This is a genomic window from Pseudomonas sp. B21-053 (assembly GCF_026016365.1).
GTDB lineage: Bacteria > Pseudomonadota > Gammaproteobacteria > Pseudomonadales > Pseudomonadaceae > Aquipseudomonas > Aquipseudomonas nunensis.
Genome location: NZ_CP087205.1, coordinates 5872346 through 5887169 on the forward strand (window position 1 = coordinate 5872346; position 14824 = coordinate 5887169).

Here is a 14824-nt window from a genome sequence, read left to right on the forward strand (position 1 = left end):
ATGCCAAGACAGCTACAATCATTCACTGTCTATGTGGCTTTGTAATATCAGGAAGGCGCTATAACGGCAACTGTGATTGGCTTCACTCGGACGTCGTTCACCCATTGAATCGCAGGTTCAGGCAGGCCCAGCCGACGAGCGGCGAATATTCCGGCCAGGTTCACCCCGGTCGCCCGCGTGTATCCGATTCCGCCGGAATAGCGCGGATTGATCTCCAACAGGTGGGGAACACCGTCCTGGTCGTCTCGCGTCTGGACATTGACCAGCCCATCGCACTTGAAGTGTGCAGCGGCCTTGAGGGCAAGTTCTACGGCTGCGGACTCGCGCTCGAATGTCTGGTGAACCCCCTGCTTTCTTCTGCCGACGAACGCCACTGGCTTACCCGCTTCGCAAACCATGTCGACGGAGCACTCGCTACCCGGCAAGTAAGGCATGACGAGCATCGGCGCTCGCTCCATGCCGGACTTATAGATGTTCAGGTAGGTTTCAAAATCGACTTCTCGTGCGTCCGGGTTTTCCAGACAGCGGAACGGGTCGACATCCGCCTTGAACCGCCAGAAGCCTTGCCCGTAGATGCCAACGACAGGCTTGATGCAAACCTCCCCCTGGCTCGACAACGTCTCGTAGGCGGCGGCCAGTTCCCGGGCATTGTTGACCGTCACGGCGGGAATGCAGGCCAGCCCCGCTCGCTCGGCCTCTGCGGTGAACCGACTCTTGTCGTCCACGTTGTCGAAGGTCTCCATGGACATCCCGCCCGTCACAAGCTGCAAACCGGCGGCGTCGAAGCGCTCACGGGCTGCTTCGTAGTAACTGCCGATACGGCCGGCAAGAATCACCTTGATGCCGTGCTCAAGCGCGGTGGCGATCACCCAGTCGATTCGAGTCTCGTTATCCAGGGGTTCCTGAAAGCTGACGTCGGCCTGAGCGGTGATTTCAGGTCGGTCCTGACGATGGGAAGCAAAGATCCTGACGTTCGCCGACAGTGCTTCGCGCGCGCCAATAAGAATATCGCGCTGGCTGGATTGACCTTCGAGAAACCAGATCACGTTTACGCTCCTGAATGAATATCGACTGGGATTGAAACTCACATTGAGTCACGAGATCCCGACGCCCGTTAAATTTCCCGTCACGATAACGGACATGAAACAAAAGGCTACCTAATTCCCTGATTGGTTTTGTCTGTGCCGGCCCGGACAGTGGCGCAGCCTGACTATTTTGATATCGTGCCGTCCATCTTCAGCGCTCATCCAACAGTCGGGCGCGGTTTCAAATCAACGGCGGGCAAGGAAGGGATCGGATGGAATTTCTACGGTTTGTGATATTTGCGGCAGCCTGGGGATTCATGTGGCGCTGGGTGGTGATCAATCGTGGCACGTGGGGGATGATTTTCGGCAACATTGCCGGGGCCGTCTCCGGGTTCATTGTCGGGCTTGTGGTGTTGTCCATTACGCTGTCTGTCGTCCCGATGCAGTAGACGCACCGCGCCGGTGTACGCCCTACCCCGCCTGCACCGGCAATACCACCAACGCCGCCAACCCACCCTTGGTTCTATTGCGCAGCTTCAACTCCCCGCCATGTTCCAACACAATCGCCCGCGCCGCCGATAACCCCAGGCCAACGCCGCCGGTGCTTTTATTGCGCGAACCTTCCATGCGAAAGAACGGCACAAACACCTGCTCAAGACTGGCCTCTGGAATACCCGGCCCACGATCCAACACCTTGATCCGCACTTGCCCATCATCGGCGATCAACTCAATCGCCGGCTCACTCGCGTACTTGATCGCGTTATCCAGCAAATTGGTCATCACCCGTTTAAGCCCTAACGGCCGTCCGAAATACACCAGCCGCGCCGGTCCGTTAAACGCGATATCGATCTGCTGATCGCGATAATCATCCAGCAATGTTTGCAGCAATTCCGCGAGGTCAAACTGAGTCGCCGGCTCAAGTCGTGCATCGTCGCGAAAGAACTCCAGCGCTGAATTGATCATCGCCTGCATTTCATCCACATCCCGAAACAATCGTTGCTGTTGCTCGGTGTCTTCGATGAATTCACCGCGCAAGCGCATCCGCGTCAGGGGCGCGCGCAGGTCGTGGGAGATGGCGGCGAGCATTTGTGTGCGGTCGCGGATGAAGTGTTGCAACTGGGCCTGCATCGCATTGAACGCGAGGATCGCCTGGCGGATTTCCTGCGGGCCGATCGGTTCGATGGGCGGTGCGCGGAAGTCCGCGCCGAAGCGTCGGGCGCCCTCGGCGAAGCGTTGCAAAGGGGTGGCGAGGCGGCGAGTGGCGATCAGCGCGACCAGGGCCGTCGAGATCAGCGCCAGCAGCACGACAATCAAATAACGCGGCATTTCGTCGAGGCCCCAGCTGCGCGAGGGCGCGGAGAACATCAGCCACGACGCGTCCGGCAACTCGATCACCAGCGCGTAATGCGCCTGCGCCGGATTCTCCGTCCAGTCGGACGGCTCATAGGCTTCGATGCGCCGCTCCACGGATTTGAACAGCGGTTGCAGGATGCTCATGCCGGTGTCGGAAATGGGATCTTCCACAGCAGGCAAATTCATTTCCTGCCGCTCAAGATGCCAGCTGATGGTTAAACCTTCATCGCTGACGGCCTGAGCCAATTGGCTGCGCAGTGGGGCTGGCGCGGCCTCAATCACGCGGGTGACGGCCGCGGCTTTTTCCAGCAAGCCGATTTCAGTCAGCGGCGGCCGCGCCCACACGCCGGCCAACTGGATAAACAATCCGTTGAGCGCCAATGAAATCAGCATGGCGAGGATGATGGTCAAAGCGATCCAGCGCGCCACCGTATCCCGGCGAATCCGCTTCAGCCAGTTCATCGCCGCGTCACGCTGGGAGTGAACAGGTAACCGCCATTGCGCACGGTGCGAATCATCGCCGGGCGCTTGGTGTCGGATTCGAGTTTGCGTCGCAGGCGGCTGACCTGAACGTCGATGCTGCGATCGAACGCCTCATGGCTATGCCCTCGCGCGAGGTCCAGCAACTGCTCGCGAGTGAGAATGCGTTGCGGGTGTTCGACGAAGACCAGCAGCAAATCAAACTCGCCGGCCGACAGTGGGATCATCACGTTGTCCGGCGAGCGCAGTTCCCGGCGTGTGACGTCCAGATGCCAGTCGGCGAAGTCGATCAGCGGCCGTGGACGGTCCTGCAATACCGGTTGGCGTTCGTCTACCCGGCGCAACACGGCGCGCACTCTCGCCAGCAGTTCGCGGGCGTCGAAGGGTTTGGTCAGGTAATCATCAGCGCCCAGCTCCAGCCCGACCACCCGATCACTGAGTTCGCCCATGGCGGTCAGCATGATCACCGGCGTGGCGTAGCGAATCCGCAGTTGCTGGCACAGGATCAACCCGCTGTCGCCCGGTAACATCACGTCGAGAATGATCAGGTCCGGCGCCTGGCGCTCGATGGCCGCCCACAGCGACGCGCCGTCGGTGGCGACCTCGACGCTGTAACCGTGCTGCACGAAGAATTTTTTCAGCAGATCGAGGACCTCAAGGTCGTCGTCCACAATTAACAGGCTGTTCACCGCAGGTCACTTAAAGGCCGAATGGAACCGCCATCTAAAACCATTCACGCCGGCCCGTCATATATTTCAATCGTGCAATAAAGCGTCAGCGCGGCAATAAACCAGACATCTTTGCGCAAGGCTTGGGGCTCAGCATCTCGGCGAATTCCTCCCGAGACTTGCATCCATGTTGCCTTTCAAATGTGCTCCCTGGCTGGCCCGCAATACTTCGATTGCCGTGCTGGCCGCCGGGCTGGCGGGTTGCAGCAGCCAACCGCCGTCCACCGCCAGTGTGACCTGCGCCGAAATCAACTACTCGGTGTATGACCCGGCGGAACCGCTCAATCGCGGCGTCTTCGCCTTCAACCGGGTGCTCGACGACTATGCCCTGGCGCCGGTCGCGCGTGGCTATCGCTACCTGCCGGATTTTTTCCAGGCGGGTGTGCATAACTTCGTGGCCAACTTCGGCGAGCCCAAGGTCTTTATCAATGACCTGCTGCAAGGCAACCCGAGGCGTTCGGTCAATACCGTGGGACGGTTCGTGCTCAACACCACCGTCGGCGTGGTGGGTTTGATCGACGTCTCCGGCAAAGTCGGCATCCCGCGTCACGATGCGGACTTCGGCCAGACCTTCGGCGTGTGGGGCATCGGCAACGGCCCGATCGTCGAACTGCCGCTGTTCGGCACCTCCAACAGCCGCGACGCCGCCGGGCGCGTGCTGAGTTTTGTGGTCGACCCGTTTGGCAGCAACAGCGACACCGTGGACACGCTCAAAACCATCAACACCGTCGGCGGCATCGTCGATGGCCGCGCAGAAGTGTTGCCGCTGACCGACAGCCTGCAAAAACTGCCGGACTATTACAGCGCGTTACGCAACGTGGTGGCCGAACATCGCGCGGCTTACGTGGCTGATGGCAAACAGGGGTCACCGCAGACCACCCAATCTCAATGCACAGGAGCACCAGCTGATGGTTTCTGAAAGCAAAAGTCTGATTCTGCAGCAGCGGGTGACTCAGAACGACTCGACCAATCTGCACTGCCGGGAGATTACCCTGCGCTTGTCGGCGGACTGTCGCGAGCTGGTGCTGAGTCGCTACACCGAACATTACGGCCCGGCGCTGGTGCGCTGGATGGAACGCAGTCATACGGTGTCGGTGAGTGATTTGTTTCGGTGGTTGGTGGCGAATGGTGAGCGAGGGGTCATCAGGTCGGAGGCCTAATTGCAATTCATTGACATCCGCTGCGCTATTATCCCGCGCATCTTTGTAGCCTGAATCCGGATGTCCATGCCTTTGCCACTGCCTGACGATCACCAATCCCTGCCTCCCGTGCTGGTCGGACCGTTGTTGCGGCGTCTGGAGCCTGCGCGGCTGGTGATGTGGCTTGTAGGATCCCGGGCGTTGTCGCTGACGATTCGTCTGCAAGGTATCGGCGATATCAGTCTGGATGACGGCCAGTGCACGGTCATCCCTGTCGGCACTCATGCCTTTATTCACTTGATCGACGTGCCGCTGGACACCGCCCTGCCCTGGGACACGTTGATCGAGTACGACTTGCTGATCGACGACGCGGGCATCGCCGACTGGGCGCCGCATCTGCTCTACGGAGAAGCCCAAACTCCAAACTTCGTCCTGCGCTCAAAAATTGATCAAGTGCTGCACGGCTCCTGCCGTAAACCGCATCACCCGGCAGCCGACGGTTTGTTGTGTGTCGATCGGCTGTTGGCGGGGGAACACGAAGCGGTCGAGCGCCCGGCCCTGTTGATGATGAGCGGCGATCAGGTCTACGCCGACGATGTCGCCGGGCCGATGCTGCGGGCGATCCATGCGTTGATCCAGCGTCTCGGTTTGTTCGAGGAGCACCTCGAAGGCGCGGTGGTCAGCGACAGTGCCAAGCTCTACGAACACCCGGCCAGTTACTACCATCGCGCGGATTTGTTACCGGCGCTTGAGAGCAATGAAACCCTGCGCGAGCGATTTTTCGGCGGTGCCCGTAAGCCAATTTTCACCAGCAGCAGTGCCGACAATCATCTGGTGACTTTCGCCGAAGTCATGGCCATGTACCTGCTGGTCTGGTCGCCCACCGCCTGGACGCTGATCGATCCGAAGCCACCGACGCTGACGCCTGAAAGACGCGAGCGCTATGCCCTCGAACAGACTCGCATCGATGCCTTCAAGGCCGGCCTCGGCGGTGTGGGCCGGGCGATGGCGCACTTGCCGTGCCTGATGATTTTCGACGACCACGATATTACCGATGACTGGAATCTTTCCGCGCAATGGGAGGAAACGGCCTACGGGCATCCGTTCTCCAAGCGCATCATCGGCAACGCGCTGCTCGCTTATCTGTTGTGCCAGGGCTGGGGCAACAACCCGGATGCGTTCGGCGGTGTGCTGGAGAAAACCCGCACATTGAGCACCACCGAGCGCTACCTCGACAGCACGCTCCAGGACGACTTGATCAATGACTTGCTGAGCTTTCAGAACTGGCATTACGTGTTGCCGACCACCCCGGCCCTGGTGGTGCTCGACACACGCACGCGGCGCTGGCGCAGCGAGATGAACCTCAAGCAACCCTCGGGCCTGCTCGACTGGGAAGCCCTCAGCGAGTTGCAACAGGAACTGCTGGATCACCCGTCGGCGATCATCGTTTCGCCCGCGCCGATCTTCGGCGTCAAGCTGATCGAAACGGTGCAGCGGGTCTTCAGTTGGTGCGGTTTTCCACTGTTGGTGGACGCCGAAAACTGGATGGCCCATCGCGGCGCGGCGCAAGTCATCCTGAACATTTTCCGACACTCACGCACACCCGGGAACTACGTGGTGCTGTCAGGTGATGTGCATTATTCCTTCGTCTACGAAGTATTGATCCGACATCGCAAGGCTGGCCCGCGCATCTGGCAGATCACCAGTAGCGGCATCAAGAATGAATTCCCCCGGGCCTTGCTTGAATGGTTTGACCGCCTCAACCGCTGGCTCTACTCGCCGCGTTCGCCACTGAACTGGCTGACCAAACGCCGCCGCATGCGCATCGTCCCGCACATTCCCGAACATGCTGAAGCGGGCGAGCGGTTGTGGAACTCGGCGGGGATCGGGCAGGTGCTGTTTAATGACAAGGGCCAGCCGCGGGAGATTTATCAGCACAATGCCGATGGCTCGCCGCGTACGCGGATGGTTGCGCCGGAGTAATCATTGATTTGAGAAAGTGGTTTGTCAGTCGACATCCATACTGAATGGGCGGGCCTCTTCGCGGGCAAGCCTCGCTCCTACAGTGGTGGGGGCTCCCACACTTAATCTTCGCTGAAGTTAATGGCCAATGAACACAACGCCCTTGAGCCTCACCCGAACCTTGATCATCGGTAATTCCGGTTCGGGCAAGAGTTGGCTGGCCAGGCACATGGCCAAACGGCGGCATGTGCCGTGGATTGATCTTGACCGGATTCACTGGATTTCGGATGAACACAGCATCGCCCGACCTCGAAATGAAGCCCTGGAAATAGCACGGGTGGCCGCCAGTGAAGAACATTGGGTGATCGAAGGGGTTTACGGCTGGATCATCAGCGAACTCTTGCCGCAAGCTACAACATTGATCTGGTTGAGTCTGGGCGACGACGATTGCGGCGCCCAAATCCGTCAGCGAGAAGCCCGGCGCGACGCTAATGATGAATTGCTGATAGCGTTACTGGACTGGGCTGGCAGCTATCGTCGTCGTGATGGGTCCAGCGGATTCAAGGCTCATCAGCGTTTGTTCCAAGGTTACAGCGGTTCGAAATTGCAACTGACGAGCCGGGCTGAAATCACGGCATTTATAAATGCGTTACCACCCCGCTAAACAAGGAAGCGTCATGTTTGCACGGAGCAAGTTAGTCCCTGAGTTAATGGTCACCGACATTCAAAAAAGCCTGCACTTCTGGACGTCACTGATCGGTTTCAACATCGCCTATGAACGTCCCGAAGTTGGTTTTGCCTACCTCGATCAAAATGGCGTTCAACTGATGCTAGAGCAATACGATCCAGACGAAGGCCAATGGTTGACCGGGCCGCTGGAAGTACCGCTGGGTCGCGGCATCAACTTTCAGATTACCGTCGATTCAGTTGAACCCCTCCTCCAGCGACTGGCCGAAGTTCAGTGGCCGTTGTTTCGCCCCTGCGCCGATGTCTGGTATCGCGCGGACGCGGTTGAAGTCGGCCAACGGGAATTTCTGGTACAGGATCCGGACGGCTATCTGGTCCGGTTGGTGGAAAGTCTGGGGGAGCGACCGTGTTTGAACACATAGATCTCAACTACCTGCTCGGCACATACGGCTATTGGGCGGTGTTCTTCGGCTGTTTGCTGGAGGGCGAAACCATTCTGATTCTGGGCGGGATGGCGGCTCATCAACACTTGTTGCACCTGTGGCCAGTGATTGGCTGGGCCAGCCTCGGCGGGATGTTGGGCGATCAATTGCTGTTCTGGAGCGGCCGTTATTTTGGCGGACGGCTACTGCCACGCCTGCATCGACAACAAGCGGCAATCGATCGAGTGACGGGGCTTATCGCACGTTATCCATCGACCTCGGTATTTGCCGTGCGTTTTCTGTACGGCATGCGTCTGGTGGGGCCGGTGGTGATCGGGGCCAGCGGATTGTCACCGCTGCGGTTCTCACTTCTGAATGCCCTGGGTGCGGTGGTCTGGGCCACAGTATTCGCCAGCGCCGGGTATTGGGCTGGCGAGGCGCTGGAAACAATGTTGGGCAATTTGAAACCTTATCGCCTGCCGATTGCGCTGGGGGTTTTGGTGTTGGCGGTGGTGGTTGCGCTGGTTCGGCATTGGCGGAGGAAACAGAAGGCGCGTCATGTTGGGTGACTTGATATCGATAATCTGACCCCACTCCCGTAGGAGCTGCCGAAGGCTGCGATCTTTTGATCTTCAGCGATTTCGGATTTACCAAAGATCAAGATCAAAAGATCGCAGCCTTCGGCAGCTCCTACGGGGGATGGTGTTGGTCAGGCTGCGTTTAGCGCCCGGCAAACCCCTCTGACAATCATCTCCACTTCCCGCTCATCAATCGTCAGCGGTGGCAGCAGGCGTATGGTTTTGCCGCGTGTCACGTTGATCAGCAGGCCGTGATCCCGGGCGGCGATCAGGGTCAGGTCGCGGATTGGTTGGGCGAGTTCGATGCCGATCATCAAGCCCTGGCCACGAATTGCCAGGACGTTTGGATCGTCGGCCAGTTCGACGCGTAATCTGGCGAGCAAGCGTTCGCCTTGCAGTCGGGCGTTTTCCAGCAGGCCTTGTTCTTCGATGATATCCAGTACGGTGCAGCCGACCCGACAGGCGAGCGGATTGCCGCCGAAAGTGCTGCCGTGACTGCCGGGGGTGAACAGTTCGGCGGCGCGGCCCCGGGCCAGGCAGGCGCCGATGGGGACACCGTTGCCCAGGCCTTTGGCCAGGGTCATGACGTCCGGGACGATGCCTTCGTGCTGGAACGCGAACCACTGGCCGGTGCGGCCGATGCCGGTCTGGATTTCGTCGAGCATCAGCAGCCACGAACGCCGGTTGCACAGTTCGCGCAGGGCCTTGAGGTAACCGGGCGGTGCCAGTTGCACGCCGCTTTCGCCCTGGATCGGCTCCATCAGGACTGCCACGATACGCGGACCGTGGGCCTGCTGGATTTTGTCCAGTGCCTTGAGGTCGCCAAACGGTACTTTGACGAAATCCCCCGGCAGCTCATTGAAACCCAGGCGTACCGCCGGGCCGTCGCTGGCGGACAAGGTGCCGAGGGTGCGGCCGTGAAAGGCGTTCTCCATGACCACCACCAGCGGTTGCTCGATGCCTTTGTGCCAGCCGTAAAGCCGTGCGAGTTTCAATGCCGTCTCGTTGGCCTCGGCACCGGAGTTGTTGAAAAATGCCCGGTCCATGCCCGAGAGCCGGGTCAGTTTTTGCGCCAGTTGTTGTTGCCAGTCGATGCTGTAGAGGTTCGATGTGTGCAGCAGCAAACCGGCCTGTTCGCTAATGGCCGCGACAATCTTGGGGTGAGAGTGGCCGACATTGGTCACCGCCACGCCCGCCACTGCATCCAGATATTCGCGACCGGCCTGATCCCATAGGCGCGTGCCCAAGCCTTTGCTGAAGCTCAGGGCCAAGGGTTGGTAAGTGCTCATCAGGCAGGCGGCGGTCATGACATCAAGCTCCATCAATTGTCGGTGTTTTTGCAGTATGGTTAGCCACCTGAGCTGGATAAACGCCGCAATACTTCAATCATTTAAAAGCTGGACTTGATAATGGATTTGTTTCAGGCAATGACCGTTTACGTCCGCGTGGTGGAAACCGGCAGCATGACCGCCGCCGCGTTGCAGTGTGAAATGTCCACGACCATGGTCGGCAATCACTTGCGCGCCCTGGAGCAACGGCTCGGCGTACGCTTGCTCAACCGCACGACCCGGCGCCAGCGTCTGACGGAGTTTGGCACCGCGTATTACCAACGCTGCCTCGAAGTGCTGGGGCTGGTGGCCGATTCCGAACGGCTGGCGGAACAGGCCCTCGATGAACCGAGTGGCACGCTGCGCATCACCGCGCCGTTGACCTTCGGCACAGAACGGCTGGCGCCGGCACTCAGTGAGTTCTCTTTGCGTTGTCCACAGGTCAAGTTGGACGTGGTGCTCACCAACGGCCGTCCGGACCTGTTGGAAAACGGTTTCGATGCGGCGATTCGCCTGGGCGCTATCGAACCGTCCAACCTGATAGCCCGCCCACTCATCGATTACACCCTGACCATGTGCGCCTCGAAGGCGTATCTGGCGCGCCGGGGCACCCCGCAAAAACCTGAAGACCTGCAACACCACGACTGCCTGGCCTTCGCCTACCCAGAAGGCGATGACTGGCGTTCGGTGGAAAAACAATGGCGCCTGACCGGGCCGGAAGGCGAAGTGATGGTCGCGGTCAGCGGACCGATGCTGATCAACAGCTCGGCCGGCCTGCACCAAGCGGCGCGCACCGGCATGGGCATCGTCATGGTGCCCGACGCGCTGGTCGAACAAGACCTCAAGGACGGAAAACTGGTGGCGTTGATGCAGGATTACCAACTGCCGAGCCGGCCAATGAACCTGGTGTACACCCAGGATCGCTACCGTTTGCCGAAACTGCGTAGCTTCGTCGACTTCGCCATGCAGATGTGGGGCAAGCACTAGCGGCGCCAATGCCCCATGGACTAATCTGCTCGACGGGCGAGTCACATCGATATAGGGGCGGCAAGGAGAGCGGTGATGGGCGACGCAACGGATATCGAGCCGTTGAAGTTCAATCTGTCGGACTTCAACGAAGACATGCTGCACACCATTATGGAACTGGTCAGCGACGGCATCTGGGACTGGAACGCCAACACCGGGTTCGTCTACCGCAACCCCGGTTGGTACGAGATGCTCGGCTACACGCCGCACTCGCTGCACAACAACGTGCTGACCTGGGAAACCGTGATGCACCCCGACGATTATTCGCGGGTCATGGCGTTGTTCGATGACTATCTGAATCAGCGTGCGCCCGGCTATCAGGCCGAATATCGCTGCCGCCGACAGGATGGCACCTACATCTGGATCGAAGATCGCGGTTACATACTGGCGCGCAATGCCGATGGTTCGGTGGCGCGGATGGTCGGGGCGCACCGCAGCATCGAAGACAAAAAACGCCTGCTCGAACAACTGGAGCGGCGTAATCACTCCCTCGAAGCCCTTGTCGAGGAACGCACCCGGGAGCTGTCCCGGGTCAATCAGCAACTGCAAATCCAGCTCGAAGAAAACCGCAAACTCGCGGAAACCGATGCCCTGACCTCGGTCGCCAATCGCTATCGCCTGGAAAAAACCCTGCCCCAGGAATGCGACCGAGCCCAGCGCTTTCGCCAACCGCTGTCGCTGATTGCGATGGACATCGACGACTTCAAGATTATCAACGATCACTACGGCCATGCATTGGGCGATGCAGCGTTGGTGCAGGTGGTCGAATGCCTGAAAAGCTGTGGGCGCGACGGTGACTTGCTGTCGCGCTGGGGCGGTGACGAATTCATCCTGATCCTGCCCAATACCCCGCTGACCGATGCCCGGGACATCGCGCAAACAATCCGCCACAAACTGACGAACCTGCTGCCGGTGGGAGACTTCCAGGTGACCATGAGTTTTGGCGTGGTGCAGCGCTTTGAAGAGGAACAACAAACCGGCCTGCTGGCGCGGGCTGATCAGGCGCTGTATCGCTCGAAAGTGATGGGCAAGAATGTGATTTCGGGATGAGTACGGTCCTGGAAATCCGAGATGTGCAGCCTTCGGACGTTGAATCCGTGAGGCTGTTTCTTGGGCAGAACGGCTGGAGCCATCGGACCGGTTCAGCCGAGCATTTCGCGCAGTTGATTGCCAATTCCCAGCGCACCGCGATTGCAGTGAAGGACTCGCGGATCGTCGGATTTGCCCGAGGCATTACCGACGGACTGTCCAACGGGTATCTGTCGATGGTGGTCGTGTGTGGGCAACATCGACGTGAAGGTGTAGGCCGTGCGCTGGTTGAGCATGTGATGGGGGAAAATTCCGACATCACCTGGGTGCTGCGCGCCGGTCGGGAAGGTGCTTCGGAGTTTTTCGCCGGCCTGGGTTTTGAGGTATCGACCATTGCCATGGAACGTCGCCGGAGCAGTTAACCAAAACCGAGACAACACCGATCAAATGTGGGAGCGGGCTTGCTCGCGAAGGCGGCGTGTCAGTCGATACAGATGTTGACTGACACGGCCTCTTCGCGAGCAAGCCCGCTCCCACAGTGGTTTGTGACTGGCCCGAGGCTTATAACCCCGCCTTCACCAACACCGCTTTCTCCTGATACCGATCCGGGTACAACTGCTTCAGCTGCGCGACTTTCGGCATGTCGTTGATCACGATGTACGGGTACGTCGGGTGCTCGGTGAGGAAGTCCTGGTGGTAGTCCTCGGCCGGGTAGAAACCGTTGTAGCTTTCCAGTTTGGTGACGATGGGTTTGTTGAACAAATGCGCGGCGTCGAGTTGGGCGATGTAGGCCTGGGCGACGCGTTGCTGTTCCTGATTTTCCGGGAAAATCGCCGAGCGATATTGGGTGCCGCTGTCCGGGCCCTGACGGTTAAGTTCTGTAGGGTTATGCGCCACCGAGAAGTAGATTTGCAGCAGTGTGCCGTAGGTAACTTGAGTCGGGTCGAAGGTGACTTCGACGGACTCGGCATGCCCGGTATCGCCTTCGCTGACCTTCTCGTATTCAGCCGTATTGGCCGCACCGCCGGCATAACCTGACACGGCTTTCTTCACGCCTTTGACATGCTGGAACACACCCTGGACGCCCCAGAAACAACCGCCCGCGAAGACTGCCGTTTCGCTGTGGGCCTGGGTGGTTTCGTCAAGGGTTGGTGGCGGGATGATCACGGCGTCTTCAGAGCCACCCAAAGAGAATGCCGAGCATTGGCCGATAACGCTGGCCGCCGCCAGGCCCAGTAAAGTACGGCGCCAGGTGAAGAGAGTTTTCATGGGGCTGACTCCTTGGAAAATGAGGTCGCTATCAACCAAACGTGAAGGCATACGCCGAGACGCCCGGGTCGAGAAATTCGATGCTGAAGGTGCGGTCCGAGACATCGCCGGACTGGCGCACCAGTTGATACAAGCGTTGTTCGGTCACACTGCCGCTGCCGTCGGGGGCGACGTCAGTGCCGTGGGCGTCAGCCGGTGCCTTGCCGTCGATCAGCACTTTGAAACGCACCGGTTTACCGTCAGCGCCAGGCCCCAGCACCAGATGCAGATCACGCGCATGGAAGCGGTAGACGATGCGGCTGGCCGGCGCGCTGGCCGTGGCTCGCTCCGCCCCGACATTCCATTGGCCGCCCAGGCTCCAGTTATTCAGGGCCAGTTGAGCTGGAGGGTTGTACGTCGTCACTTTGTCCGCCACGAAACTTTTTTCAGGGACGAAGTTCTCCGCACGCTGATAGCCGACGTAGGTTTCCGGGGACTGGACTTCGCCCATATCCGGGGCGAGTTGCACACCTTCGGCGCTGGCATTGATCAGACCGTCCGCGACCTTGGTGGCCCCGGCTTCCTTCAGCAATTGCTGGATCACCCGCTCCGACTCGGCGTACTCGCCTTCACCAAAGTGGTGATGACGAATGCGACCCTGGGCGTCAGCAAAGTAGTGCGCCGGCCAGTATTCGTTGTTGAAGGCACGCCAGATTTTGTAGTCGTTATCGATGGCCACCGGGTAATTGATGCCCAGGTCTTTCATGGCTTTGGTGACGTTGCCAACATTGCGCTCGAAGGCAAACTCCGGCGCATGCACGCCGATCACCACCAGTCCCTGATCGCGGTACTTCTCGGCCCAGGCTTTGACATACGGCAGTGTGCGCAGGCAGTTGATGCAGGAGTAGGTCCAGAAATCCACCAACACGACTTTGCCCTTCAACGCCTCGGCGGTCAGCGGCGGCGAGTTGAGCCATTGCACGGCGCCGTCCAGCGGCGGGAGATTGCCTTCAACCGGCAATGTGCCTGGGGTTTTATCAGCGACTTGCATTGCACCGCCAGCAGCCGGAATCGGCTCGCTGTTGTTCGGTGATTTACCGGCCAGTCGCCCGACCAGCGCTTGTTCGATGCCACCGGTGGAAGCCGTCGAAACCCGTGCCAGGATCCCGGTGTCCAGCCCCAGCGCAATCACTGCCACACCGGCCAGCATCATCGCGCCAAGCCCTTTACGCACCCACTCACCAGCGCCAATCGAGCGCTTCATCGCCGCGAACACCTTACCGCCCAGCAACAGCGCGACGGCCAGAGACGTCGCGGCACCGGCGGCGTATGCCAGCAGCAACAACGTGGTGCCGATACTCGCCCCTTGCAGCGCCGCACCGGTCAGCACCAGCCCGAGAATCGGCCCGGCGCACGGAGCCCACAGCAGCCCCGTGGCGACGCCGATCAGGAACGAAGCACCGGGACGCGGCCGGGAATCGGCACCCGCGACTTCCGACAACCGACTGCCTGCCGCGACCAGCGGACGGGTCAAACGGTCAGCCAGTTTTGGCAGCAACAGTGTCAGGCCGAACAGTGCGACGAACACCAATGCGAGCCAGCGACCGTACTGATTGAGTTGCACTACCCAGCCGCCACCCACGGCCGCCAACGTGGCGACGAGCGCGAAGGTCATCGCCATCCCCACCAACAGCGGCAAGCCACTTTTCACAAACGGCTGCCCGGTGCGTGCAAAGACGAACGGTAATACCGGCAGGATGCACGGGCTGACAATCGTCAGCACACCACCGAGATAAGAGAGAACCAGAAGCCACATAGC

General features: G+C 59.8%; 16 protein-coding genes. 10 read left to right on the plus strand and 6 right to left on the minus strand.

Annotated features, from left to right (window positions below):
- Positions 1-47: 47 nt before the first annotated feature.
- Positions 48-1046, minus strand: coding sequence for an ATP-grasp domain-containing protein (locus tag LOY68_RS26210; RefSeq protein ID WP_265040792.1), 999 nt, complete (start codon positions 1044-1046; stop codon positions 48-50).
- Between the two features lie 251 nt (positions 1047-1297).
- Here LOY68_RS26210 and LOY68_RS26215 point away from each other — a divergent pair, with 251 nt between their 5' ends.
- A complete protein-coding gene (locus tag LOY68_RS26215; RefSeq protein ID WP_156339444.1) occupies positions 1298-1474 on the plus strand; it encodes a hypothetical protein in 177 nt (58 codons plus the stop codon).
- Between the two features lie 22 nt (positions 1475-1496).
- Here LOY68_RS26215 and LOY68_RS26220 read toward each other — a convergent pair whose 3' ends face one another.
- Complete coding sequence (locus LOY68_RS26220) at positions 1497-2840, minus strand: ATP-binding protein (protein ID WP_265040794.1); 1344 nt, start codon at positions 2838-2840, stop codon at positions 1497-1499.
- Positions 2837-3547 carry a response regulator gene (locus LOY68_RS26225; protein WP_265040796.1) on the minus strand — a complete coding sequence of 237 codons (711 nt, stop codon included), beginning with the start codon at positions 3545-3547 and terminating at the stop codon, positions 2837-2839. The genes LOY68_RS26220 and LOY68_RS26225 overlap by 4 nt, the downstream gene beginning before the upstream one ends.
- A gap of 166 nt (positions 3548-3713) precedes the next feature.
- Between LOY68_RS26225 and LOY68_RS26230 the strand changes: the two genes are divergently transcribed.
- The 6 genes from LOY68_RS26230 to LOY68_RS26255 all read left to right on the plus strand — a co-directional run bounded on the left by LOY68_RS26230 (position 3714) and on the right by LOY68_RS26255 (position 8365).
- The gene (locus tag LOY68_RS26230; RefSeq protein ID WP_265040798.1) at positions 3714-4505 is read left to right on the plus strand and encodes a VacJ family lipoprotein; all 792 of its coding nucleotides are present in this window, start codon (positions 3714-3716) and stop codon (positions 4503-4505) included.
- Positions 4495-4746, plus strand: coding sequence for a hypothetical protein (locus LOY68_RS26235; RefSeq protein ID WP_265040800.1), 252 nt, complete (start codon positions 4495-4497; stop codon positions 4744-4746). Before LOY68_RS26230 ends, LOY68_RS26235 begins: the two co-directional genes overlap by 11 nt.
- Before the next feature lie 60 nt (positions 4747-4806).
- Positions 4807-6708, plus strand: coding sequence for an alkaline phosphatase D family protein (locus tag LOY68_RS26240; protein ID WP_265040802.1), 1902 nt, complete (start codon positions 4807-4809; stop codon positions 6706-6708).
- A 127-nt stretch (positions 6709-6835) separates the two neighbouring features.
- A complete protein-coding gene (locus LOY68_RS26245) occupies positions 6836-7351 on the plus strand; it encodes an adenylate kinase (RefSeq protein WP_265040803.1) in 516 nt (171 codons plus the stop codon).
- Between the two features lie 13 nt (positions 7352-7364).
- The gene (locus tag LOY68_RS26250; protein ID WP_265040804.1) at positions 7365-7796 is read left to right on the plus strand and encodes a bleomycin resistance protein; all 432 of its coding nucleotides are present in this window, start codon (positions 7365-7367) and stop codon (positions 7794-7796) included.
- Positions 7781-8365: a DedA family protein gene (locus LOY68_RS26255; protein ID WP_265040806.1), complete on the plus strand. Its 585-nt coding sequence runs from the start codon at positions 7781-7783 to the stop codon at positions 8363-8365. Before LOY68_RS26250 ends, LOY68_RS26255 begins: the two co-directional genes overlap by 16 nt.
- A gap of 140 nt (positions 8366-8505) precedes the next feature.
- On the opposite strand, the gene LOY68_RS26260 is transcribed toward LOY68_RS26255, so the two are convergent.
- A complete protein-coding gene (locus tag LOY68_RS26260; protein ID WP_265040807.1) occupies positions 8506-9681 on the minus strand; it encodes an aspartate aminotransferase family protein in 1176 nt (391 codons plus the stop codon).
- A 102-nt stretch (positions 9682-9783) separates the two neighbouring features.
- On the opposite strand from LOY68_RS26260, the gene LOY68_RS26265 reads away from it, so the two are divergent.
- The 3 genes from LOY68_RS26265 to LOY68_RS26275 all read left to right on the plus strand — a co-directional run bounded on the left by LOY68_RS26265 (position 9784) and on the right by LOY68_RS26275 (position 12179).
- Positions 9784-10689, plus strand: coding sequence for a LysR family transcriptional regulator (locus tag LOY68_RS26265; protein ID WP_163912141.1), 906 nt, complete (start codon positions 9784-9786; stop codon positions 10687-10689).
- 75 nt (positions 10690-10764) lie between these two features.
- Positions 10765-11778, plus strand: a complete 1014-nt coding sequence (locus LOY68_RS26270) for a sensor domain-containing diguanylate cyclase (protein WP_265040809.1) — start codon at positions 10765-10767, stop codon at positions 11776-11778.
- Positions 11775-12179 carry a GNAT family N-acetyltransferase gene (locus LOY68_RS26275; RefSeq protein ID WP_265040811.1) on the plus strand — a complete coding sequence of 135 codons (405 nt, stop codon included), beginning with the start codon at positions 11775-11777 and terminating at the stop codon, positions 12177-12179. The genes LOY68_RS26270 and LOY68_RS26275 overlap by 4 nt, the downstream gene beginning before the upstream one ends.
- Before the next feature lie 139 nt (positions 12180-12318).
- Here the strand turns inward: LOY68_RS26275 and msrA are convergent, their stop codons facing one another.
- Both msrA and LOY68_RS26285 read right to left on the minus strand, forming a co-directional pair.
- On the minus strand, positions 12319-13026 hold the full coding sequence (gene msrA, locus LOY68_RS26280; protein WP_265040813.1) for a peptide-methionine (S)-S-oxide reductase MsrA: 708 nt from the start codon (positions 13024-13026) through the stop codon (positions 12319-12321).
- Positions 13027-13057: 31 nt separating this feature from the next.
- Positions 13058-14821 (minus strand): cytochrome c biogenesis protein DipZ, encoded by a 1764-nt coding sequence (locus LOY68_RS26285; RefSeq protein ID WP_265040815.1) that lies wholly within the window; start codon positions 14819-14821, stop codon positions 13058-13060.
- Positions 14822-14824 lie beyond the last annotated feature (3 nt).